Source organism: Aliidiomarina celeris, assembly GCF_003316875.1.
GTDB classification, from domain to species: domain Bacteria; phylum Pseudomonadota; class Gammaproteobacteria; order Enterobacterales; family Alteromonadaceae; genus Aliidiomarina; species Aliidiomarina celeris.
The window spans coordinates 221,611-245,663 of the sequence record NZ_QMIL01000004.1; the positions used below are offsets into that span (position 1 = coordinate 221,611).

Sequence of the window (24,053 nt, forward strand, 5' to 3'; positions counted from 1 at the left end):
CGAGTCGTGTTTAAAAAGTAAATACGCGCACTTCTGGGCTGAGCATCATACGTGCAATTTCTGGCGGCTGTGCTCGGCCCACAACACCCGGTAAAATTTGCTCGGGGCTCACCTCATTATTTGGTAAGAACAAGGCGCATAGCTGAACATTTGCGCCGCGCTCAATTAAGCCGGCAAGTTGCTGAGACGGCGTTAAGTTAAACGGTTTTAGCGATTCACCTTGGTGGCCCGCTACGGCGATATAACCGCCCTCATTGCACAGCAAAATGGTTAAGTCGGCACCTTGCGCGAGCATTTGCCCCGACAAAACCAATGCCATACCTTGGGTTTGCGACGATTCACTGGTTATCGTTACCAAAACTTTTTGGCGTTCGCTGTGTTCAGTATCGGCCTGTGTAGTTGCCACTGCGCTACATGCGGTAGCGGTGAATAATGTTGCGAAAGCGAACAGAACGCTTTTTAACGATTTTGAAATAGCCATAGTAATTACCCTTACGATCAGTCAATGTGTTATAACATAACACAATTAATTAGGCATTGCTAATGTAGCGGATGTGAATATTTAGAGTGCCAGCGAAGTGCTGTCTTTAGTGTGGAAATTGGTGTTGTTGGGAGTTCTGGGCCTTAGAGAGCCCCGAAAAGTTCAGTGCCGTCTGGTGAAGCGACGGCACTGGTCGGCACTGGCGAACGGTTTGCGAGTATTAACGCAGCATAGAACGAAGTAAGTTGTCTTTACGAATAAGGCCGTGGTACACCGCGGCGGTAACATGCATGACAATAAGCAGCATAAGTAACACGGCGGTAATGGCGTGAAGTTCGCGGAAAAAGCTATAGCCCACTAAACTAGGCTCACCAATAGGTGGAAGGGTAAACAGGCCGAGCATGTTGATACCCTGGCCCGACGCACTCACCATAAGAAAGCCGGAAATTGGCATGGCGAACATGCAAATGTACAGCAAGGCTTGGGTAACCATAGCGGCCAGTTTTTGCGCTGCTGGCAGATCCGCAGGGAGCGCCGGAGACTTAAAGCGAAAGCGGTTGGCAAGCCGAGCAATAACGGCAATAAGCGCGAGCACACCAAAAAACTTGTGCGCTGCAACAATAGGCGCATGCCAAGCTTGTAGGGTTTGGACCATCGACAGGCCGGCGAGCAACATAGAAAAAATAAGTGCTGCCATACCCCAATGAAAAATACGCGCGCTCAGTGGAAACTGTGCTGGGTTGTTCATAGTAGTGTCCTTTCCATGTTTCTCATGGTGCTAAAAAATGGTTCAAAAAAGTAGCTCGGTACCCTTATTGGGCGTGTTGTGCGGCAACTTCCCGTGCTCTACGACGATAAGACTCAGCGTAAGCGGCGGAGCGTGCGCGCAAAATTGGGTCGGCGGTTGCTTGTACACCGGCAGGCAAAATAAGCGGATCGTATAATATTTCGCTGCAGGCGCTGTCGGGTTCAATGCGGGTAATTACAATTTGCCCCGCTATTTTTTGTTCGTTCGACTCCGGCCACAGCTGCGTTGGGTTGTTCTCGTCGTCGTTCGCGCCGGCAAAGGTGAACTGCCAGTCGAATGCTACTGGCGCCTGCGCTAACTGTGCTTCAAGTTCGAGGCGCAGAGCGTCGTTTTGTTCAGCAAAAGGATTGCTGGCTACTTGTGTTTTAGGCACAGCAGCCCAGCGCACGGCCTGCCGCTCGCCAGCTGAATTAACCAAATAAAAAGCGTTAATGCTGTGGTACTGCTCGGCCGCTAAGCTGCCCGTTGCTTGGTAACTCGCAGACCAATTACGGAAGGTTTGCGACTCTGGGTGCTGCTGGAAAAAAGCCTGAATGCGGCTTGGGTCGCGTTGGCCGGTAGCAGGGTCGGGCGATAACGCCGACAGCTGCGCGTAAAAGGCTTCCGGTGTGGCAACGGCCATAACCGGTGGGGTGTTCATGGCAATGCGCCAATTCTGCTCTGGGCTTTCGGAAAAGCTTAGGGCGAGGCTGCGCACGGGTGAGCTTAAATCGGGTGCGAGCGGGTTGTTGCCACCGGTGGAAAAGCGACCAATAAAAGGCGTTGTGGTGCTTTGCAATACAGCGGCAACGCTATGTTCGGCCAGAGCGCCATTAGAGCGCACCTCGCCGGCCACACAGAATCCTTTGGCATGGGCTCGGCGAAAACCTGCATGCGGGTTAGCGCCTTGTTGTAGGTTTACAAATTCTTGTGCGGTAAGTTGGCTATTGCCAAAAAAACCACCGGCATAGAGAAAAACGCCGCTAATGGCAGCAGCTACGCCAGCAAGGGCAATATATTTCGAGAGGGGTGCGCGCATGGTGAGCGTCCTTTTATTGAAAAGGTGGAGCGTTAACTTAGAGTGTACGTGAACTTACTAAATTTAGTTCGCCGGTACTGCAAAATTAGGCTTTTATTTTGCGGGGTGTTAATTTCAACGCTGTTACCGAAAAAAGTATATGCCCATTTACTAAAAACGTGAGCCGCTTTATGAGTGAAGAAAGCAAAATTGTGCAAGTATTAGCGCCGAAAACCGCCGACATTGGCGGCATGTTAGTACGCCGACTTTTCCCAGTGGTGGGGCGCAAGCATATTGGCCCTTGGGTATTTTTAGATGAAATGGGCCCCGTGCGTTTTGAACCGGGGCAAGGGCTGAATGTAAAGCCACACCCGCACATTGGCTTAGCTACTGTTACCTATTTGTTTGCTGGCGAGATTTTGCACCGAGACTCGCTCGGCACAGTGCAAGCTATTCGCCCCGGCGACATTAATTTAATGGTTGCCGGCCGTGGCATTGTGCATTCGGAGCGCGAGCGCGCAGAGGTGACCGAACAGCAACATGACTTGCACGGATTACAATTGTGGCTGGCGTTACCAGAAGCCGAAGAAGCATGTGATCCGGCGTTTTTTCATATTGCGGCCAGCGACATACCGCAGTTCGACGTGAACGGCGTGAAGTTACGGCTAATTATGGGTGAGGCCTATGGCCACCGCTCGCCGGTGCCGTTGTATTCCGAAACACTTTATTTTGAGGCCTTTTTAGCCGGCGGACAACGCCTTGAGCTACCCGCTACTCAAGAGCGGGGGGTTTATGTGTGCAGTGGCGAACTCCACGTTGAGGAGCAGACTGTTACGGCCCATAATCTCGTGGTGTTAGCGGAAGGAACAGTGTGCCTGCAAGCACAAGCCGACACGCATATTGTGGTGTTAGGGGGCAAGTACCTCGGCACGCGACACATGAATTGGAACTTTGTGTCGTCGAGCCGGGAGCGCATTAGCCAAGCTCGCGAAGACTGGAAAGCGGGTCGTTTCCCTGCCGTGCCTGGTGACGACGAGTTTATCCCGTTGCCGGAATAACAAGGAGAAGCTGTGCATGGCACGTTCAACGATAGAACAATGGCGCATGTTTAAAGCGGTTGCGGATCAGGGTGGATTTTTACAGGCGGCGAAACACATTCATAAAAGCCAGTCGACGGTGCACCATGCGGTGAACAAACTTGAAGAGCAGCTTGGGGTGCAACTTATTCAGGTCGACGGGCGTAAAACAGAGGTTACTGAGGCCGGTCGGCAATTGTTACGGCGTATTAATTACTTATTGGCGGAAACTGAGCGCTTCGAGAACGTTGCGCGAAATTTACAGCACGGTGTGGAGTCTACACTGAGCATTGCGGTAGACGAGGCATTTCCAAAAAATATGCTCTACCAAGTACTCTCTTTGGTTTCTGAGCAGCACCCTCTGGTGCATTTAGAAGTAACAGAAACCATTCTTACTGGCGCTAATGAAATGCTCGAAAGAGGTTTGGCGCAAATTGCTTTGTCGCCTTTCACGCTCACCAACGACTTGAGTGAACCGCTTTGCACGGTTGAGTTTGTGGCGGTTTGTGGGGCTATGCATCCGCTCGCGGAGCCCGAGGAACAAACACTGGAGTCACTCAAGTCGTGCCGCCAAATTGTGTTGCGAGACTCGGCTTTGCAACGCCGCTCAGACGTGGGTTGGCTCGGCTCCGAGCAGCGCTGGACGGTAAGCCATGTAAGCACCTCGGTGGAGTTAATTCGAAAGAACTTAGGCTTTGCATGGCTGCCCAGCAATGTGGTGCAGCCTTATTTGCAAGACGGCAGCTTGGTGGCCATTCGGCTAAACCGCGGCGAGAAACGCAACATGCCGTTTTACCTTAACTTTCAAGACCCAGACACCCTTGGCCCGGTGGCTCAGGCCTTTATCCGTCACATTCGCCAACTTACATGGTCTGAACACGGCATACTTACGGACTAATATGAGAACACAAGAGAAGGCAGGTTTATGCGTTGGTTAGTGGCTATTTTTATTTTGTTGTTGGGTTATTTACTTTTTTGGCCCGTGTCGGTGGCGCCGGTTGCGTGGCAGGCTCCGGTCAATCAAGGCTACGTTGGGGCGTTTGCACCCAATACCATACTTGCTCGACTGGAGCCTATAGAGTTTCCTGATGCGCTAGGCGGAGCAAGCCAACAAGGCCCAGAAGACACAGCAGTGGACGCGCAAGGGCGGGTGTATTTTGGCATGCTCAATGGTGATATTTTGCGCCTCAATAACGACCGTAGTTTCAGCCGTGTGGTGAACACTGGCGGCCGGCCTTTGGGGATTAGTTTTGATAGCGAAGGCACGTTGTGGATTGCCGACGCTTACTTAGGGCTAATGCGCTGGCAGGAAAGCACCGGGCTAGAGTTGGTCGTTACTGAGGTAGACGGGCTAGCGGTCGCCTACGCCGACGACGTCGATGTAACCCACAATGGCTTAGTGGTGTACAGCGACGCTTCCACTAAGTTTCATGCCCGTGATTATGGTACTTACCCCGCGAGTTTGCTCGATATTATGGAGCATGGTGGTCATGGCCGGGTATTAACCTATAACCCCGGAACCGGCGAGAGCACAACCTTAGCCAGTGGGCTCAATTTTGCCAACGGCGTTGCCATTAGCCATGATCAGCGCTGGGCGCTGGTAAATGAAACCGGCACCTATCGTGTGTTGAAGATGGGTATTGCGCCCGATAATTATGGCGAGGTAGACGTAGTGATTGATAACTTACCGGGTTTTCCCGATAACATTACGGCGGACCGTGTGCAGGGTAACGACATATTTTGGGTGGGTTTAGTAAGCCCTCGCAGCAAGATTCTAGACAAGCTTTCGAATGCGCCGTGGCTACGCAAACTAACCCAACGCCTGCCCGCCTTTGTGCGGCCGCAAGCGCAAAGTTATGGGCATATTATTGGCGTGAACATTGCGGGCGAGGTTGTTTATAACCTGCAAGATCCGGCGGGAGCATACGCTAACACCACCGGGGCAGAAATGACCGCCCATGGGCTGGTAGTTACCAGCCTGCACGAGCACCATGTGGCCATTCTGCCCGCCGCAGCGCTTTTACCCGCCGCAGCACTTAACCCGAACGTTAATCCGTAAAGTTGGTTACGGGAATGCCGGTGAATGGAATGCCCGCGAGCCTTGCTAGCTCGTAGTTCCAGGTGCCGATGTCGTTGATGTTAAAGCCACTTAACGTGTTATGACCGCAGGCGCGAGCCATTACTTTCATTAACTCTGTTGAGGCGGTGAAGTAATTGCTCAGCCGTTCGGCAGCATTGTCCACCTGCAGGCGTTTGCGTAAGTCTTCGCGCTGCGTGGCAATACCCGCTGGGCAGTTGTTGGTGTTGCACATGCGGGCGCCGACACAACCAATGGCTTGAATGGCACTGTTGGCAACGGCAATACCGTCTGCACCAAGCGCCATGGCCTTTACAAAGTCGATAGGCACGCGCAGGCCGCCGGTAACAATAAGGGTAACGCGGCCGCTTGCGCCTTGTTGGTCGAGGTAGCGCCGCGCTCGTGCTAGTGCGGGAATCGTCGGCACGCTAATATGGTCGCGGAACATGGCGGGCGCTGAGCCGGTGCCACCACCGCGGCCGTCGAGAATAATGTAGTCTGCACCCGCGTCGAGTGCGAATTGCACGTCGCGCTCGATATGGTTGGCACTTAACTTAAAGCCAATCGGCACGCCGCCACTGATTTCTCGTACGCGGTCGGCAAATTTGCGGAAATCGGCGACGGTCGACAAATTCTTAAACGTAGGCGGTGAAACCGCGGGTTCGCCTTCTGGAATACCTCGCACTTCGGAAATGCGCTTGGTGTTCTTGCTGCCCGGCAAATGCCCGCCGGTGCCGGTTTTAGCGCCTTGGCCGCCTTTAAAATGGAAGGCTTGAATGTCGCGTAACTGCTCTTCATGAAAGCCAAACTGGGCGCTGGCAAGTTCGTAAAAATAGCGCGAACTTTCGGCTTTTTCCTCCGGCAACATGCCGCCTTCGCCCGAGCAAATTCCAGTTCCCGCTTTGTGCGCCCCGCGAGCGAGCGCTACTTTAGCCTCGAGAGACAATGCACCGAAACTCATGTCTGACACAAACAACGGAATGTCGAGTTGCAGTGGCTTTTTCGCTTCGGGGCCAATGATCAGTGTGCTGCTTACCTCGGTATCTTCCATTAAGGGTTTGGTGGCCAGTTGCGCGACCATTACTTGAATGTCGTCCCATTTTGGCAGTTTGTCTCGTGGCACACCCATGGCCACCATGGGCCCGTGCGCGCCCATATTTTTTAAGCCATTTTTAGCCAGGTCGTGAATAAATTCGACCGACGGCTCCTCTCTAGTGGCTTCCGGTGTTGGCATTTTGTTCTGGTCTTGGTCTTGGTCGTCGCTGCCTACGCCTGGGCCTTCTTCACCCACTTGCTCACTGTCGAACTGTTTGTGGCTACCGTCGCAGTAGGGAGGGTTTTTCGTATGTTTGCATTTACATAAGTAGGCATCGCCGCTTTCTTCGGCGGTAAAAGACTGCGGGGTAAAGTCAGTATTTTTATGTGAGCCGTCGCAGAAGGGCTGATCTTTCGAGCGCCCGCAGGTGCAAAAATAATAAGTTTCGCCTTCTTTGAGGTCTACTTTCGCGGGCTTATTGTCGGCAATAATTGGCTTGTCCATACAGAATCCTTGTTGCTGAGAATTTATTGTTCTTGCTATTACCTTAGCGCAAATAATAGCCTACTGCTCTTAAAGGGCTACGTAGATTCTCAGCATAGGGTTCATATTGGGGAAACTGCGGGCTCCCAACCACTTGGGGTTGGGAGGCCTACTTACTTGAGTGCAATCTTGGCGTCGCCGACACCCACACTGACTTCAATTGAACGCGCGCCGTCGCCGTTTGCTTCTACGCTTGCGGTCACCATTGCGCGCTGGTGTGACGCTTGGGTTGCGCCGCTCACTGAGGCGTCGCCCACTCCAGTATTCATTTCTATGCGCCCTGCCGAAGATTTTGCTGCGCTCATGTTAACGTCGCCAACACCAAGGCTGATCACCACATTTGAATCGCCAAGTTCACCTTCAATAGTGCCTACGCCCAGTGAAATAGTGAGCTGCTCGGGTGCTGGCATGCGAATTTCCATGTCGGCGTTCACTTTGTCTTCGTTAAATTCAATGACCAAGCGATTGCCACGGCGAGTGAGGGTGATGTCGAGGTTGTCGACATCTTTGTTGCCACGAAACCAACCCGACTTTTTGCCTTCGAGGGTGGCGTTTACCATTAGGCTGTCGCTGTTGTTGTCTTGAATCAGTGTAATGGTGCCTACGCTATTGCTAATTTCAACATGCTCAATGCCATGCATGCTTTCACTATGGCTTACCGATTTTTCGTCGGCGGCCCATGCTGAGGTACCAACGCTCGCAAAAGTTAAGCAGGCTGCGACAAGTAGTAAAATTTTTTTCATGATATTCCCCGTTTTATATTTAATGATGCTCAGAGAACAGCAATTCATATGCCAATATTTAAGTTATTGATTTTAAGGGGTTTGTGAGTTCGACTTTGTTCTGGGTGGCGAATTTCGCCATATTTTTTGAATAAATTGACCAAAAGTTTAACGCTTGGGAATAGAAAAAGGTGCGTTAAAAAACGCACCTTAGGCTATACCACGGGCTACAGGGGAAGCAACCCGTGGAAACCGCAGCCTTGCTTAGTTAAAAGCTATTACTCTGAAGGAAGCAATACAGTGTCGATAACATGGATCACGCCGTTGCTTGCTTCAATGTCGGCGGTGGTGACTTTCGCGCCACCATTCACGCTTACACCGTAACCGCTGGCATCAATATTCAAGGTTTGGCCCTGCAGTGTGTCGGCGTAGGTTTGTTCACCCGCTAAGTCTGAGCTCATTACCGTACCGGGCACCACATGGTAGGTGAGCACGGCGATCAGTTGGTCGCGGTTTTCTGGCATTAAGAGGGTTTCAACCGTACCTTCTGGCAACGCCGCAAAGGCTTCGTCGGTTGGGGCAAATACAGTGAACTCGCCGTCACCTGAAAGAGCTTCAACTAAATCCGCAGCTTGTAATGCAGCGACCAGAGTTTGAAAGTTACCGTTGCTTGCTGCTACTTCGGCAATGCTTGCAGTTTCTTTCTTTTCATAGCTCGACTCTTTTTTGTCGCCACCATGGTTATGCGCCAAAGCGCTCGTTGAAGTAAGGGCTAAACCTGAAAGGGTTAAACCCGTTGCAATAGCAATTGAAGTTGCAATAGTTGTTAGGTTTTTCATGGTTCTCTCCTGTGCGTTTTCACGCTGTGCTGTTAACTATTCAATTAAGTTGTACAGCTCAATTACGGGAGGGAATTCTAATTTGGATGTGTTGTTAACACTTACTTTACAGTTCTGGTGTTTTTATAGGCTTTACCGAGCTCGATATCGAGGCCACTGCTTCGTTTGCGAATATGTCGTTAAGTGCTTGATTGGATTCATCTAATTGCCCGGCGTGAAGTTGGAAGTCGTGCCACATTCCAGAAAATTCACTGAGGCTGCTCTTTACATTCGCTGCGAGCGCTTTTCTGTGTAAAGCCTGAGCGTCGCTGAAAAGTATCTCTTCAGTACCAACTTGTATAATGAGCGGCGGCAGGTCGGTTAAGTCGGCAAAAAGCGGCGAGCACAGAGGGTTGTTGAGTTCGGTTGTTTGGCAGTACGCCCTAGCGCAAGACGCCAAACCACTTGGTAAGAGCATAGGATCGCGCTGTCGCCTTTCGGTAATACTGGCGCCACTTAGCGTAAGGTCGACCCACGGCGAGAGCAGCACTAGGGCTCGGGGCTGAGGAATAGCGTTGGCCTTAAGCTGTAATGCCAGGGCCAAGGCTAAACCTCCTCCTGCGGAGTCACCGGCGACAACAATGTGCTCGGCCGGCGTGCCTTGCTCAAGCAGTGCTTTGTAGCATGCAAGCGCGTCGTGTAACGCGGCTGGAAAAGGATATTCGGGGGCTAAGCGGTAGTTCGGCATAACCACTTTGCATTTGCCCGTAGCAGCGAGATTGTCGACGAGCGGCTTGTGCGTATAAACGCCGCCAAATACATAGCCGCCGCCGTGCAAGTAGAGCAGGGTTAAATGGCTGGCGTGTTGGTGCGCAACGCAATAGCTCGAGCAACCGCCAAGGCGAACAGTGCTGCGGTTAACATGGGCAACCTTGCGATGCAATAAACGGCTGCTGTGCATGAGCAAGCGGCGCAGCTTGAACGGCACCCAAGGATGAAAAAGAGGCTTAATAGTGCAGCGAATCAGTGTTTTTAAGTGTGCTTTTTTCATAGTGTGTGCATGCCTGTGCGAGGCTTCTGTGTGGCCGATGAGCGATTAACGCGCAATCCAGCGATTGGTGAGCCGCAGTAGAGCGTTCGGTGTTAGTTTACTCATAAACATGAGTAACTTGGTTTGTAAGCCAATGGGCCAGTGCACTTTATAGCCACGGTGCTGCGCCATACGGTAAATAACCGGTGCAATATGGCGAGGTGTAAGGCGCACGCCAAAACGGCGAATACTGGCCGCATTCATGTCGGTTACCATAGCGGTATTGACAAACAATGGCATGGCATCCATCACCCGAATATCATGGTTTTGCCATTCAATGCTGAGGGCTTCGGTGAGTGCTCGAACGGCAAACTTACTGGCGGAATAGCTTGCCAATGAAGGTTGGCCATAAATAGCACTGGCAGAGCTCATATTAATCACGGCGGCGTTGGGGGTGTTTTTTAGGTATTGAAATGCACTGTGGCAGCCATTCAGCACGCCTTCCACATTTACCGCGAGGGTTTGCTGTTGAGCTTCGAGTGCAATAGTTTCAAAGGGGCCCGAATGCAATATACCCGCGTTATTAAAAAGAACATTGAGCGTGCCGCCGGTGTGCTGAGTGAAGTCTGCTAATGCCTGTTGCCACTGTTTTGGCTCGGTTACATTGAGTGTTCCGGTAATGAGTAGATTGCTTTGTGCTTCTTGCTGTAGTGAGGCGAGGCTTGCCGAATTCATGTCGTAAGCGCCTACGCGCCAACCTTGGCGTAAAAATAGCAACGCCGTGGCACGGCCGATACCCGCCCCGGCGCCCGAAATAAAAATACTTTTGGTAGAACTACTCATACGGCGTCCTTCTTGGGCTGGAATTGATAGTCGGTGGTTTTGAGCCTACGGGTCATGTTGCGGTAACTAAAGGTAAAACCGAACCAATTCACCACGTTTTTTCCGTCGGCATTCAAATACCAAGAGCTGCACCCCGAGGCCCAAACACTGTTTGCCAGTTTGCTTTGCAATTGCGTTACATATTGGGCTTGGCGCTCTGGTTTTACCTCCATGGTTGCCGCACCTTTGTGCTCAAGAGCCCGTAAGCACAGCAAAATATAATGAAACTGAGCCTCGAGCATAATCAAAATAGAGCTGTGCGAAAGATTGGTGTTCGGCCCGTATAACATGAAAAAATTAGGGAAGCCGGCCACCGAAATACCTTTGTAAGCCTCAGCGCCCTGCTGCCACGCTTGGCTTAAGCTTTGCCCGTTGCGGCCAGTAACGCGCATGGGGGCAAGAAACTCGGTGGCGCGAAAGCCCGTACCTAGAATTAAAACGTCGAGTAGGTATTCAGTACCGCTGGCGCTGCCGTCGTTCACCACAACACCGTGAGCGGTGACTTCGCGAATGGGGTGCGTCACTAAATTTACATGGGGCAAGTTCACAGTGCTGTACCAGTCGTTGGCGAGTAGAATTCGGTTACAGCCAATTTGATAATTGGGCACCAGTGCTCGTTGCTTGGCGGTGTCGGTAACCTGCTTTTTGATCATGCCTTTAGCGCGCCATTCACCGAACTTCAGCAGCCAAGAAAAACGGGTAAAGGCCAAACCGCGGGCTTCGTTTTTCCAGTAAATCAGGCTGCGATAGAGCTTCTGTAGGCCTGGAACATAGCGAAAACACTTTATTTTCCACGGTGCAAAAGCACGATCGGGCTTGCCAATAACCCAAGCTGCGGAGCGTTGAAATAGGCTAAGGGTTGCTGCCTTGGCGGCTATTTGCGGAACAAATTGAATAGCAGAAGCGCCGGTACCAATCACGCCCAATCGTTTGTTGCTTAAATCTACGTTATGGTTCCAGCGTGCGGAGTGGAAACATTCGCCTTGGAATAGGTCTAATCCTTTAATATTGGGGTAGGCGGGTTGGTTTAACTGGCCCGTGGCGGTAATCACCACGCGGCTGGTGAGCACTTCGCCGTTGCTCAGGGTGAGCGTCCAAAGTTGGCTTTGGTCGTTAAACGCGGCGCTTTGCACCTCGGTATTTAAGCGCAAATGCTCGGCTAACCCAAACTGGTCTACGCAGTGTTCAATGTAGGCCTTAATTTCTGCTTGCGAGCCGTAGCGGCGTGACCAGTCGGGCTTAGGCGCGAAGGAATAGGAATAAAGGTGTGACTGCACGTCGCAGGCAGCACCGGGGTAGGTATTGTCGCGCCAAGTGCCACCGGGGCTGGAAGCCTTTTCAAGGATCAAAAAGTTGTGTCGGCGGGCACGTTTTAACTGAATGCCCATACCTACACCGCCAAAACCGGCGCCAATAATAATGATTTCTAGCGTATTTGGTGTCATGCTGATTCTTGTTATTTTTAAAGACAACGCGAATTAATGTAACACGAGCAGATCAAAAGTATATCGGATTCAGTAATAGTTAAGTTTGTGGGCCTTCAAAAGGAGAGAAAGATGCAGAATATTTATGATATCGACGTAAAAACGATAGACGGTAAAAGCCAGTCGTTGAGTGACTTTAAAGGCAAAGCGCTATTGATTGTGAATGTAGCGTCGAAATGTGGTTTAACGCCCCAGTATGAACAGCTTGAAGCACTGTACGAAGCCGAAAAAGACAAAGGTTTTGCAGTGCTTGGCTTCCCTTGCAATCAATTTGCTGGGCAAGAGCCGGGTTCAGAAGAAGAAATTCAGAGCTTCTGCCGTTCTACCTTTGGCGTGGAGTTTCCCATGTTTAGCAAGATTGACGTAAACGGAGACGACCGCCATCCTCTTTATCAAACGCTTATTGCGGCGAAACCAAATGCGCAGCGTGTGCCCGACTCGCAATTGGAAAAAATACTCACCGAGAAAGGGCTAGCGGGCTCAGAGCCAACCGACGTGATGTGGAACTTTGAGAAATTTGTAGTAAACCGCGACGGTGAAGTGGTGGGGCGTTTTGCGCCCGACATGACAGTTGATCAAGAGCCATTGAAAACCGCCTTGCAGCAAACCATCGGCTAATTACGTGTAGGCAAAATTTTAGTAAAAAAGGCTAAATTGTTCGTCAATTTAGCCTTTTCTTTTTCTGTCGCTAAGTTAAATCAATAGGTTACGGCTGGCACGGCGATTGCTATTTGTTTTGTGTATAACCTGAATAACAAAAAGGCGAAGAGCATGAAACAAGTAAAGCAACTCAAACGCGGCATTATAAGTGTAGCGGCGGCGGTTGTGCTGGTGGCTTGTGTGTCGGTGCAGCAAACCCCAACACCTGAGCAAGAATTAAAAGCGTTGATTGAGAAAACGCTACCTAGCTCCGTACCGGGCGCGGTGGTGTATGTGGTGAAAGAGAACGACGTTGTATTGGAGTACGCGCAAGGCTTGGCTGACTTGTCTTTGCAGGCGCCTATGCAACCCAACTCAAGCTTTTTTATGGGTTCGGTAGCCAAGCAATTTACCGCTGTGGCGATCTTGCGTTTACAGGAGCAAGGCAAACTAAGCCTTACCGACCCGGTAACGAAATGGTTGCAGAACTTTCCGGCCGAATACAATGCCATTTCGTTGCGTCATTTATTAACCCACACTTCGGGAATTCCAAATTTTTTGGCGCTTCCAGCGTGGCAACAGCAGGCGCGACTGCCTGCCAGTTATGATCAGCTGCATGCGTTGTATAAAGACTTACCCTTACAATTTGCTGCCGGTTCAGCATGGAACTACAGCAATTCGGGCTACCTAATACTGGCCCACATTGTAGAGTTGGCCTCCGGCCAAGGGTTTAATGAATATCTTCAACAGGAAGTGCTCGGGCGTGGAGGTGTAACGCAAATTTGGCCCTATGAAAGCGACCGAATTTATCCGCTACTTGCGCGCGGCTATATTCCGCATGGTCATGGTTCGCGGCCCGCCGACTTTTACGATCCTTCGCAGGTTATGGGGGCAGGTGGTTTGGTCGCGACAGCGCAGGGGCTCTATCAGTGGACCAAAGCGCTAACGGCAGGAGAAATTATTAGTAGTGCGAGCCTGAATTTGGCTTGGCAGCCCTATGTGTTGAACTCTGGCGAGGCTACAAGCGCTGGCTTGGGTTGGGAAATTGGCAGTGTAAGGGGCTCGCGTAGTATCGAGCATGGCGGATATTACCCCGGCTACTTCACTTTTGCCTTATGGTTACCTGAAGAGCAGGTATTTGTTGCCGCCTTTGTAAACTCGCGCAGCTATGATCCGCAAGAGCTTGCAGTGCGCGTGGCTGCTCAGGTGGTTAACAAGCCTTATCCCGCGTTGGAGCCTGTAGTGCTTAGCGACAGCGACATAAACTATTGGCAGGGGGTTTGGCAGGACGCAAACGGGCGGCGGCGAGTTGTAGGCACCTTGGACGGCCAGCTTTATATTCAGCGCGCTGGCGGTAGCGCTTTTATGGTGGAACTTGGCCAACAGGGTTATGTGCACTATCAAAACTCGTTGAGCTACCTAAAGCGCGGTACCGATGCGGAAGGCCAATGGCTAGAACTGCATAATCGTAATGGCTTGGTGTCTCGCTCTTATCGTACGCAAGAAATGCCAAAACATTATCGCACCTTGGCACTAAGCCCGTTACAAATGGCGGCGCTAGAAGGAGAATACACGCTTGCACCGGAATTTAGCTTACGCATTTTTATTGACGGCGATGCCCACTACGCACAAGGCACAGGGCAAAATGCGGGCAAGCTATTGGCATTAAGTGAGCAGGTGCTGGTCACCGACGATTTAATTGCCGAGCTGCATTTTGAACGCAATGAAAACGGCGAGGTGACCGGGCTTGTTCTGCATCAGAACGGCCAGACCTACCCCCCCCCGGGTTACCGAATAAGGTGGAGCTGGGTTTGGCGGCCAGCGAGGTAGATTACGTGTTCGCCGTTAAAGTAAGCACTTTGCTCGAGTTTCATTTGCACCCACTGGTTCCCCCACTCAGGAACGGCTTGTTTGACGTAGCCTTCAATAGCGTAGGCGGTATTCGGGTAGAGCGGCCAGTCGCCTTGAATGGGGGTTTCGCCTTGGTTGTCCCACATGCCTATCGTTGGCCCTGGAGCGTGGCCATAAAAACCGATGGGATGCGTGTAAGTGCTACTCACAATACCCTCGGCTTGGGCTTGTTGTTGCGTTGCGGCAAGAATTTCATTACCGCTGCGGCCGGTTACAAAGTTTTCGGTGAGAATGTCTTGCCAGTGATTACCCGTGCGGAGCGCAGCTTTTAGACCTTCGGGGGCGTCCGTTTCATTATTGTGCAGCACATAGGCCATTTCTTGCGTGTCGGTACACAGCTTTAAGTAACAAATACCTACGTCGGTATGCAGCACATCACCACGCTGAATGACTCCGGTTTCACCACAAAAAGGGTTGTCTTGCGCGCAGTCGAGCCCAGGGCGCTGAAAATTGACATAGGGCATAAACCAAATGGGTAGGTTAAGTGCTTCAAAACGTTCACGAATATACCAAGCAACGTCGTCGGTGGTGGTCACTCCCGGGGTAATGACCCGTGCGCTAAAAGCCTCAGCAATAACCCCGCGGGCTAAGCCAACGATATGTGGGTATACGGCAAGTTCTTTTGCACTGCGGCTTTCTACCCAGCGTACGACAAGGTTTTCGGCAGACACTAAGCGGGATTGATAGTCGCTCGGCAGTACATCTATGAGTCGATCATAAAGGGCTTTCGACAGTCCGTCGGCGGCAGACCAGTCGCGAGACATGTTAATGCCAATGCGCGCTGGATTTTTGCTCACAATGAGTTCGCCAAGTGCTTGCCATTGTTCGTCTAAGTTACCACCCGACCAGGCAGACTCATAGGGGTCGCCAAACGGGTAGGTGTTTACCGTAAGGCGTTCGACAGTGCCGTCGGGCAGCCGATTAAATACGAGCATGGTGGTGCGGCGAGCGGCGAAAGTAGGCTGCGGTACTAACGAAAAATACACAGGATCTTCGGCTTTCTCGCGGTTGAGTACCAACCACATGTCGAGGCCCTGCTCTTCCATAAGTGCGGGTAGCAATGTGTCGAGACGATCATTCAACATCTCATTTTCTGGGGCAATGCGTTGGCGAGGTTCCAGTACAGCATAGGCATTGGCATTTTCGATAACACGACCTTGCTCGGGCTCGTTGGCAAAGCTGTTGCTTATAGGGTTGCAGGCAGCGGTGAGTGCCAGCGCTGTGGCGGCCATGGCAAAGCGGGAAAGAAACGAGAGTGTGTTCATAAAGAAGTCCTTGTTGAATGTTAGTCGGTTTTTACCGTGGCGTGCCAGTTCAGCACTTGCCAGCGCTGGTCACGAAAAATAAGTACGCCAGAGTTATAAAAACGGCTGTTTATCTGCTCGCCGTCGCCTGCGGTGAGGGTAAAACTGAGCAGGGCGAGGTCATTGACAAAACGAATTTGCACCTGCTCGGCGCCATACCAAGTGTTTACTTGCTCAGGCGCGATCGGGGAGGAGCCTTGCATACCTTGCATAAGCTCGGCTTTGCCGAAACGGGTGCCCGAAGAGCTGGTGTACACCAACTCTTCCGCCCAAAACTGGTTGTGTATTTCTGCGCTGCCAATGCTGGCGCCATAGAGAAACTGTTCCAGCGTTTGTTGCACGCTGGCGTGTTTGTTGTTGTGCTGGTGGGCAACCGCAGTGCTGCTCAAGGTAAGCCCAAAAACGGTGAGTACGGAAATAATGACGAGTAGGCGAAGCGTTTGTGTGTAAAACATGATCAAGAGTACCGTGGCTTGTTTTTCTTTATGTTAGCCACAGCTGGTCTGTAATTACAATAACCGTTGCGCTTACACGCATACCTTATTGCGGCCACCGCCTTTGGCTTTATAGAGCGCTTGGTCTGCACGGTGCATGAGCGTGCTTAGCGGCTCCTTGCCGTGCATGCTGGTTACGCCAAAACTGCAGGTAATATGAAATACTTCGCCACGCGCGTTCCCAAACTCTATGCGTTCAATATGTTTTCTCAGCTTTTCGGCCACTTCCATCGACTGACGTAAGTCTGTGTCTTCAAGTAAAACGGCAAACTCTTCACCACCAATGCGTGCAAATAAGTCGATGCTGCGCAAGTGTTTGCGAACTTCACGGGTAAGCTTAATGAGAGTGGTGTCGCCCACTGCGTGCCCATAGTTGTCGTTTACCGTTTTAAAGAAGTCGATGTCGAAAGTGACTAATGCGAGCGGTGTGCCGTGGCGTTTTGCGCGCTCAATGGCTTGCTCGCCAATGGTGAGAAAATGCCGACGGTTAGAAATTTCGGTTAAGCTGTCGGTAGTGGAAAGTTTGCGCAACTCAAACTCGAGCTCTTTTGTGCGCGTAATGTCCTGCACAGTGCCGACTAACAGCCCACCGAACGAATAATGGGCGATTTCATGCACCCAGCGAACTTCACCGTCGGGCCGAATAATACGATGCTGAATGTCGTGTACCCCAGTGCTTTTGGCGTTTACATGACTCTGATCGACTGCGTTTAAATCGTCGGGGTGCACGCAGCTGCGAAACAAGTCCACCGAGGGGATTGTTGCTTTGGCGTCGAAACCAAAAATGTCGTAAATAATGTCCGACCAGAATACGGTCCCGGTGTCTAAATTTGCTTCCCAATGGCCTATTCGTGCAGTTTTTTGTGCACGTTCGAGGCGGGCTCGGCTGCGCTCCCAGTCTAACTCTGCCTTCTTGAGCCGATCGATATTTACAATTAAACCATTCCATAGGGTGCCGCCGTTCGGAAGGCGTTGGGGGATAGCGTGACCTTGTACCCATTGTTCACGATCGTTAAGTTGCACACGGTATTCACAACGCCACTCTGCGAGCTCGCGCTCTGAGCTTTCAATGCTGCTTTGCACAAGGGCGAAGTCTTCTGGGTGAATGACCTCGAAAACCTTATCGGCATTAGTCTTCACTTGGTTGGGGTAAACGCCGTAGATGTCTTTCAGCTTCAAACTGGCATAAGGAAAGCAGGTGCTACCGTCGGGGCGTTTTTCAAATTGATAGATAACGCCGGGTGCAATGTCGGCAATGTTTTCGAACAGACGATTATTTTCTACCAGTTCATCCACGTTGAGCAGCGAGCCGACAATAAAAACAGCGCCGTCGGGGCTGGTGATTCGTTGCATTCTATCTTCCACCCAAAGATAACTTTCGTCTGCCTGCTTAATTCTGTATCGGCGGGTGAGCACCCGATCATCGGTGCTTGCTAACCACTGGCTAAACTCTCGGTCCACGCGTTGTAAGTCGCTGTTATGCACGAGTTGGTGCCAGCCACCTTCATTTTCCAAATTCGAGCGTTTTATGCCAGTAACCGCCTCAAGGTTAGGCGCTAGGTATTGAACCGCGTAGGGTGGAGCTGCTGAAATTTGATAGCTCACCGCCGGTGAGGCCGTAAGAATAGTGTCGAGCTTTTGCGCTGTGCGGCGCTCCAGTTCGGTTTCACTTTTAAGTTCAGTTACGTCGATATGAATACCACCCAATAAAAGCGCCTTTTGGATGCCGCGTTTGAGTACTTCCCCGCGCGCACGAATCCACACCCAGCAACCATTTTTGTGTTGCATACGAAAGTAGTGTTCAAAGTTAGTCGTGTCGCCCGCTATTTTGCCTTTGAGAACGTTTTCAAGTTGTGGAAAGTCGGAGGGGTGCACTAAAGCATGAAAGCCTGCGTACGTAAGCGGTTCGAGTTCTGCCCGCGTATAGCCGATCATACGCGCCCATTGGTCGTTGATATGGTTGATATTTTGGTCAATATCCCACACCCAAACGCCAATCTCGGAACCTTCTAAAAGGTTAAGTAGCGCTTCGGGAGAGATGAGGTCTAATTGTGAGGTAGCGCCCATTCCGTTGAACCTAGGGAAAGTAATAAGCTTTTGCTTATATTACCTAAGCAAAATAGAAACACCAACAACAAAGATGTACTTGCTCTTGATTGTCGACAGTTTGTTGGGGTGGCGGTCTTGAAGTTGTAACAAATACCCTTTAAACTGGCGTCAATAAATCAAAGTGTCGACAATTTGGCTTTCTCAGCATTGTCTTTCAGGTGTGGTTTACTAAAAATGGTTTTCCAAAGTCCAATACTAAAAGCACCGGTTACGTCTTCCGACCGACTTCTGCTGGAGATCCAGCGGGCGATTGTGGAAGGGGAAATTGCTGCCGGTAGCAAAATTAGTGAGCCTGAATTGGCACGCCGCTTTAATGTGAGCCGCGCGCCACTGCGTGAGGCCCTAGCGCGCTTAGAGCGTTGCCACTTAATTGAACGCCTACCCAATGTGGGTGCTCGAGTGGTGAAGCTGTCGGTTGAAGGGTTAATTTCACTCTATCAATTGCGTGAAGAACTGGAAGGCTTGGCCTGTCGGCTCGCAGCAGAGCACATGCCGGAGCAGGAAATACAAGAGCTACAAGCCTTGCTTGAAAAGCACCTACAAACGCAACGGGTGCGCGACGGTGAAAGCTATTACCAAGAAGCGGGCGACCTAGATTTTCATTACCGCATTATTCTCGGTAGTAAAAACGACTACTTGATTAATATTCTTTGTGACGAACTCTATTTCTTAGTGCGCATGTACCGCGTGCAACTCGGTATGAATGGTCCGCGGGTTTCCCGTGCATTCGACGAACATAAGGCTATTCTTAATGCAATTGCGAATCGTGATGGCGAGTTAGCCGACTTACTCATGCGACGCCACATTGGTGCGTCGCGACACAACATTGAACTTCAACTTCAACTTAGAGAAACGGGATAAATAATGAGCCAAACTCAAAGTGCCGGTGCCAAGTTGCGCCAAGCGATTGCCAGTGAAAACCCACTCCAAATTGTGGGCACCATTAATGCTTATACCGCCATGATGGCGGAGCGTGTGGGCCATAAAGCGTTGTACTTATCGGGTGCAGGGGTTGCCAATGCGTCTTTTGGCTTGCCTGACTTAGGCATGACTTCGCTCAACGACGTGTGCGAAGACATACGCCGTATTACGGGAGCGACCGACGTGCCGCTACTCGTAGACGCAGACACAGGCTGGGGTGGTGCTTTTAATATTTCGCGCACGGTAAAAGAAATGACGCGTGCTGGCGCGGCTGGCTTTCATATTGAAGATCAAGTAGCGCAAAAGCGCTGTGGCCACCGCCCGAATAAAGAGATTGTGAGCCAAAATGAAATGGTGGATCGCGTGAAAGCGGCGGTTGACGCCCGTACCGACGACCAATTTTTGATCATGGCGCGTACCGACGCATTGCAGCAGGAAGGCTTGGAAGCAGCAATTACGCGTGCGCAAGCCTGTGCTGAGGCCGGTGCGGATGCAATTTTTGCCGAAGCCGTACATACTTTGGAGCAATACAAAGCCTTTACCGATGCCTTGAATGTACCGGTTTTGGCGAACATTACCGAATTCGGCGCCACGCCATTGTTCAACAAGGCGGAGCTTGCCGAGGTGGGCGTAGAAATGGTGCTGTATCCACTAAGTGCCTTCCGTGCCATGAACAAAGCGGCATTAAACGTGTACCAAAATATCCTCGACAAAGGCGATCAGAAGGATGTGATCGACACCATGCAAACGCGCATGGAGCTGTACGATTTCCTGAATTACCACGCCTTCGAAGAAAAGCTCGACGCGCTTTTTAGCAAAAAATAATTGAACATTTTAAAGAATAAAAGGAGCACAACATGGTTGATAAAAAAGTAGGTGGCGCAGGTTTGCGCGGACAAGTAGCGGGCGAAACTGCATTATGTACAGTAGGTAAAACAGGCTCAGGCTTAACTTATTGTGGTTACGACATTTCAGAACTGGCAGAAAAAGTGAGCTTTGAAGAAGTGGCTTACTTGCTTGCCCACGGTGAACTGCCGACTAAACAACAATTTGCTGAGTATAAAGCACGCTTGAAAGGTATGCGTGGTCTGCCTCAGGCACTGAAAGACGTACTTGAGCGCATTCCTGCAGAAACTCACCCCATGGACGTAATGCGCACCGGCTGTTCTTTCCTAGGCAACATTGAGCCAGAAGAAGACTTTAGCCAAGCCGACGACAAAATTGAGCGTATGTTAGCGGCCTTCCCAAGTATTTTGTTGTACTGGTATCGCTTTAGCCACGACGGTGTGCGCATTGAAACGGAAACAGACGATGACTCGATTGGCGCGCACTTCTTGCACCTGTTACACGACAAGGCACCTTCTAAGCTGCATACGGAAGTGATGAACACCTCGTTGATTCTCTATGCCGAGCATGAATTCAATGCGTCTACCTTTACTGCTCGTGTTTGTGCATCAACCTTGTCAGACATCCATTCTTGTGTAACCGGAGCCATTGGTTCGTTACGTGGTCCATTGCACGGTGGCGCCAACGAAGCGGCGATGGAGCTGATTGAAAACTTAGAGTCGCCCGATCACGCGGAGCAAACGTTAATGGGCATGCTCGAGCGCAAAGAGAAGATCATGGGCTTTGGCCATGCGGTGTATCGTGAATTCGATCCGCGTAACGACGTGATTAAAGCCTGGTCTGAAAAACTAGCGCAGGAGTTTGGTGACAGCCGTTTGTACGACGTGTCTGTACGTTGTGAAGAAGTAATGTGGCGCGAGAAGAAGTTGTTCCCAAATGCGGATTTCTTCCACGCGTCGGCGTATCACTACATGGGCATTCCTACGAAGCTCTTTACCCCAATTTTTGTGATGTCACGCGTTACCGGCTGGACCGCGCACGTGAAAGAGCAACGCGCAAACAACCGTATTATTCGCCCGAATGCGGACTATATTGGTCCAGCAGCACGCCCTGTTCCAACTATTGACGAGCGTTAAGATGAATACTCACTATCGTAAACAATTACCGGGCACGTCGCTGGATTACTTCGATACGCGTCAAGCGATTGAAGACATTCAGCCGGGTGCCTACGAGGAACTCCCTTATACCTCGAAAATTCTCGCTGAGCAGCTGGTTCGCCGCTGCCAGCCAGAAATGCTTACGGACGCACTCAAACAGTTCATTGAGCGCAAGCGCGATCTCGATTTTCCGTGGTATCCGGCGCGCGTGGTGTGTCATGACATTTTGGGCCAAACCGCATTGGTGGATTTGGCCGGACTGCGCGACGCCATTGCCGCAAAGGGAGGCGATCCTGCCAAGGTAAACCCAGTGGTACCAACCCAGCTGATTGTCGACCATTCCTTGGCCGTCGAGCATGCGGGTTTTGAGAAGGACGCCTTCGACAAAAACCGCGCCATTGAAGACCGCCGCAACGATGACCGTTTCCATTTTATTAACTGGACCAAAACGGCCTTTAAAAATGTCGACGTAATTCCCCCGGGCAACGGCATTATGCATCAGATTAACTTGGAGAAAATGTCTCCGGTGGTGCAAGTGCTTGACAACGTGGCTTTCCCTGACACTTGCGTGGGTACCGACAGCCATACCCCGATGGTCGACGCGCTTGGTGTTATTTCCGTGGGTGTTGGTGGTCTTGAAGCGGAAAGCGTGATGCTGGGCCGTGCTTCTTATATGCGTCTCCCCGACATTATTGGTGTAGAGCTGAAAGGCAAGTTAGAGCCGGGTATTACCGGAACCGATTTGGTGTTGGCACTAACCGAGTTCTTGCGTAAAGAGCGTGTAGTGGGCGCTTACTTAGAGTTTTACGGTGAAGGTGCAGATGCCCTAACCGTCGGTGACCGCGCCACCATTTCTAACATGACACCAGAATATGGCGCTACAGCAGCTATGTTCTATATCGACGAGCAAACCATCGACTACCTGAAACTCACCGGTCGTGACGACAAGCAAGTGGCGCTGGTAGAGCAGTTTGCCAAGCACACAGGCTTGTGGCGTACAGACATGGTGAATGCCAAGTACGAACGCGTGTTAACGTTTGATATGTCGAAAGTGCGTCGTAACCTTGCTGGTCCGTCGAATCCGCATGCGTTACTACCTTCTTCGGAATTAGCAAGCCGTGGTATTGCTGGCGCTTATGAAGAGCAAGACGGCCTTATGCCAGACGGCGCATGCATTATCGCTGCGATCACCAGCTGTACCAATACCAGCAACCCGCGCAATATGGTAGCTGCAGGTTTGATCGCCCGTAATGCAAATAAACTTGGCTTAACCCGTAAACCGTGGGTGAAAACTTCACTCGCGCCCGGCTCTAAAACCGTGACCATGTACTTGAATGAAGCGGGATTAATGCCAGAGTTAGAGCAGTTAGGTTTTGGCTTAGTGGCTTATGCATGTACCACTTGTAACGGTATGAGCGGTGCGCTTGATCCGAAAATCCAACAAGAAATTATCGACCGCGACTTGTACGCAACGGCGGTGCTTTCGGGTAACCGTAACTTCGACGGCCGTATTCACCCGTACGCGAAACAAGCATTCTTGGCGTCGCCACCTTTAGTGGTTGCCTATGCAATTGCCGGCACCATTCGCTTTGATATTGAAAAAGACGCATTAGGTTACGATCACGACGGCAATCCAATTACGCTGAAAGACATTTGGCCAAGCGACGAAGAAATCGATGCCATTGTGAAGTCGAGTGTGAAACCGGAGCAGTTCCGTAAAGTTTACGACCCCATGTTTAACCTCAGCGTCGATTATGGCGATACGGTGGATCCGCTCTATCAATGGCGCCCGCAGAGCACCTATATTCGTCGTCCTCCTTATTGGGAAGGCGCGTTGGCCGGTGAGCCAAGCTTGAAGGGCATGCGCCCGCTGGCGGTGTTGGGTGACAATATCACCACGGATCACTTATCTCCATCGAATGCCATTATGGCGGACAGTGCGGCGGGTGAATACTTGGCCTCAATGGGTGTGCCAGAAGAAGACTTTAACTCGTACGCAACACACCGTGGTGACCATTTAACCGCGCAACGCGCAACCTTTGCTAACCCTAAACTCTTCAATGAGATGGTGTTAGACGAAAACGGCGATGTGAAGCAAGGCTCGCTGGCGCGCATTGAGCCAGAAGGCAACGTGGTGCGCATGTGGGAAGCTATTGAACACTACATGGAGCGTAAACAGCCGCTGATTATTGTGGCCGGTGCCGATTACGGTCAGGGTTCTTCGCGCGATTGGGCCGCCAAGGGTGTGCGCCTTGCCGGTGTGGAAGTGATTGTGGCCGAAGGGTTTGAGCGTATTCACCGCACCAACCTGATTGGTATGGGTGTACTGCCGGTGGAATTTGAAGCGGGTACAACGCGTAAAACCTTGAATATCGATGGTACGGAAACCTACGACATTGAAGGAACGCCAACACCGGGTGCAACCTTAACCTTAGTGATCCACCGTCAGTCGGGCGAACGGGTTGAAGTACCGGTGAAGTGCCGCTTGGACACCGAAGAAGAAGTGAGCATTTACAACGCAGGCGGTGTTCTGCAGCGTTTTGCGCAAGACTTCTTGGCTGCTTACGGCTAGGCCTGTGTACGCGCGGCATTGTATACGCGCGGCATTGCCGCGCCTTGTATCTCTCACGGTGAAATGTTTAGCTAGCATTTCACCAATGAAGTAAGTGAGGTAGTGCCGCGCCTTAGTCATCGAGACTGTGACGTAGAAAGAACCCC

21 protein-coding genes are annotated in these 24,053 nt (G+C 51.2%); 9 read left to right on the forward strand and 12 right to left on the reverse strand.

Going from position 1 to position 24,053, the window contains the following annotated elements; genetic code table 11:
• Window positions 1–10: 10 nt before the first annotated feature.
• The 3 genes from DQW12_RS09860 to DQW12_RS09870 form a co-directional block, all read right to left on the reverse strand.
• On the reverse strand, window positions 11–481 hold the full coding sequence (locus DQW12_RS09860; protein WP_113907691.1) for a DsrE family protein: 471 nt from the start codon (window positions 479–481) through the stop codon (window positions 11–13).
• Between the two features lie 220 nt (window positions 482–701).
• Window positions 702–1,229 carry a cytochrome b gene (locus tag DQW12_RS09865; RefSeq protein ID WP_113907692.1) on the reverse strand — a complete coding sequence of 176 codons (528 nt, stop codon included), beginning with the start codon at window positions 1,227–1,229 and terminating at the stop codon, window positions 702–704.
• A 64-nt stretch (window positions 1,230–1,293) separates the two neighbouring features.
• The gene (locus DQW12_RS09870; RefSeq protein ID WP_113907693.1) at window positions 1,294–2,307 is read right to left on the reverse strand and encodes a catalase family peroxidase; all 1,014 of its coding nucleotides are present in this window, start codon (window positions 2,305–2,307) and stop codon (window positions 1,294–1,296) included.
• A gap of 170 nt (window positions 2,308–2,477) precedes the next feature.
• On the opposite strand from DQW12_RS09870, the gene DQW12_RS09875 reads away from it, so the two are divergent.
• From DQW12_RS09875 to DQW12_RS09885, 3 genes are read left to right on the forward strand one after another with little or no spacing between them, the layout of a single operon-like run.
• Entirely contained in the window at window positions 2,478–3,344 is an 867-nt protein-coding gene (locus DQW12_RS09875; protein ID WP_113907694.1) for a pirin family protein, read from the forward strand.
• A 16-nt stretch (window positions 3,345–3,360) separates the two neighbouring features.
• Entirely contained in the window at window positions 3,361–4,260 is a 900-nt protein-coding gene (locus tag DQW12_RS09880) for a LysR family transcriptional regulator (protein ID WP_113907695.1), read from the forward strand.
• Window positions 4,261–4,287: 27 nt separating this feature from the next.
• Window positions 4,288–5,421 carry an SMP-30/gluconolactonase/LRE family protein gene (locus DQW12_RS09885; RefSeq protein ID WP_113907696.1) on the forward strand — a complete coding sequence of 378 codons (1,134 nt, stop codon included), beginning with the start codon at window positions 4,288–4,290 and terminating at the stop codon, window positions 5,419–5,421.
• Here the strand turns inward: DQW12_RS09885 and DQW12_RS09890 are convergent.
• The 6 genes from DQW12_RS09890 to DQW12_RS09915 form a co-directional block, all read right to left on the reverse strand.
• On the reverse strand, window positions 5,411–6,979 hold the full coding sequence (locus tag DQW12_RS09890) for a glutamate synthase-related protein (RefSeq protein WP_113907697.1): 1,569 nt from the start codon (window positions 6,977–6,979) through the stop codon (window positions 5,411–5,413). The two genes, DQW12_RS09885 and DQW12_RS09890, sit on opposite strands and share 11 nt — an antisense overlap.
• A 152-nt stretch (window positions 6,980–7,131) precedes the next feature.
• Window positions 7,132–7,761 (reverse strand): hypothetical protein, encoded by a 630-nt coding sequence (locus DQW12_RS09895; RefSeq protein ID WP_113907698.1) that lies wholly within the window; start codon window positions 7,759–7,761, stop codon window positions 7,132–7,134.
• A gap of 257 nt (window positions 7,762–8,018) precedes the next feature.
• Window positions 8,019–8,579, reverse strand: a complete 561-nt coding sequence (locus DQW12_RS09900; protein WP_113907699.1) for a fasciclin domain-containing protein — start codon at window positions 8,577–8,579, stop codon at window positions 8,019–8,021.
• Window positions 8,580–8,685: 106 nt separating this feature from the next.
• A complete protein-coding gene (locus tag DQW12_RS09905; protein ID WP_113907700.1) occupies window positions 8,686–9,609 on the reverse strand; it encodes an alpha/beta hydrolase in 924 nt (307 codons plus the stop codon).
• A 45-nt stretch (window positions 9,610–9,654) separates the two neighbouring features.
• A complete protein-coding gene (locus DQW12_RS09910; RefSeq protein WP_113907701.1) occupies window positions 9,655–10,431 on the reverse strand; it encodes an SDR family oxidoreductase in 777 nt (258 codons plus the stop codon).
• Window positions 10,428–11,915 (reverse strand): flavin-containing monooxygenase, encoded by a 1,488-nt coding sequence (locus DQW12_RS09915; RefSeq protein WP_113907702.1) that lies wholly within the window; start codon window positions 11,913–11,915, stop codon window positions 10,428–10,430. Before DQW12_RS09915 ends, DQW12_RS09910 begins: the two co-directional genes overlap by 4 nt.
• Window positions 11,916–12,026: 111 nt before the next feature.
• Between DQW12_RS09915 and DQW12_RS09920 the strand changes: the two genes are divergently transcribed.
• Entirely contained in the window at window positions 12,027–12,572 is a 546-nt protein-coding gene (locus tag DQW12_RS09920; RefSeq protein ID WP_113907703.1) for a glutathione peroxidase, read from the forward strand.
• Window positions 12,573–12,725: 153 nt separating this feature from the next.
• On the forward strand, window positions 12,726–14,423 hold the full coding sequence (locus DQW12_RS09925) for a serine hydrolase (RefSeq protein WP_113907704.1): 1,698 nt from the start codon (window positions 12,726–12,728) through the stop codon (window positions 14,421–14,423).
• Here the strand turns inward: DQW12_RS09925 and DQW12_RS09930 are convergent.
• The 3 genes from DQW12_RS09930 to DQW12_RS09940 form a co-directional block, all read right to left on the reverse strand.
• Complete coding sequence (locus tag DQW12_RS09930) at window positions 14,381–15,769, reverse strand: M24 family metallopeptidase (protein WP_232819944.1); 1,389 nt, start codon at window positions 15,767–15,769, stop codon at window positions 14,381–14,383. The genes DQW12_RS09925 and DQW12_RS09930 overlap by 43 nt on opposite strands.
• A gap of 20 nt (window positions 15,770–15,789) precedes the next feature.
• Window positions 15,790–16,263 (reverse strand): nuclear transport factor 2 family protein, encoded by a 474-nt coding sequence (locus DQW12_RS09935; protein WP_113907705.1) that lies wholly within the window; start codon window positions 16,261–16,263, stop codon window positions 15,790–15,792.
• 72 nt (window positions 16,264–16,335) lie between these two features.
• Entirely contained in the window at window positions 16,336–18,369 is a 2,034-nt protein-coding gene (locus DQW12_RS09940) for a sensor domain-containing diguanylate cyclase (RefSeq protein WP_113907706.1), read from the reverse strand.
• 216 nt (window positions 18,370–18,585) lie between these two features.
• On the opposite strand from DQW12_RS09940, the gene DQW12_RS09945 reads away from it, so the two are divergent.
• Genes DQW12_RS09945 through acnD form a run of 4 tightly spaced genes read left to right on the forward strand, consistent with a single transcriptional unit; the run spans window position 18,586 to window position 23,907 of the window.
• Window positions 18,586–19,272, forward strand: a complete 687-nt coding sequence (locus tag DQW12_RS09945) for a GntR family transcriptional regulator (protein ID WP_113907707.1) — start codon at window positions 18,586–18,588, stop codon at window positions 19,270–19,272.
• 3 nt (window positions 19,273–19,275) lie between these two features.
• Window positions 19,276–20,157, forward strand: coding sequence for a methylisocitrate lyase (prpB, locus tag DQW12_RS09950; RefSeq protein ID WP_113907708.1), 882 nt, complete (start codon window positions 19,276–19,278; stop codon window positions 20,155–20,157).
• A 32-nt stretch (window positions 20,158–20,189) separates the two neighbouring features.
• Window positions 20,190–21,314, forward strand: coding sequence for a bifunctional 2-methylcitrate synthase/citrate synthase (prpC, locus tag DQW12_RS09955; RefSeq protein ID WP_113907709.1), 1,125 nt, complete (start codon window positions 20,190–20,192; stop codon window positions 21,312–21,314).
• A gap of 1 nt (window position 21,315) precedes the next feature.
• Entirely contained in the window at window positions 21,316–23,907 is a 2,592-nt protein-coding gene (gene acnD / locus DQW12_RS09960; protein ID WP_113907710.1) for a Fe/S-dependent 2-methylisocitrate dehydratase AcnD, read from the forward strand.
• Window positions 23,908–24,053 lie beyond the last annotated feature (146 nt).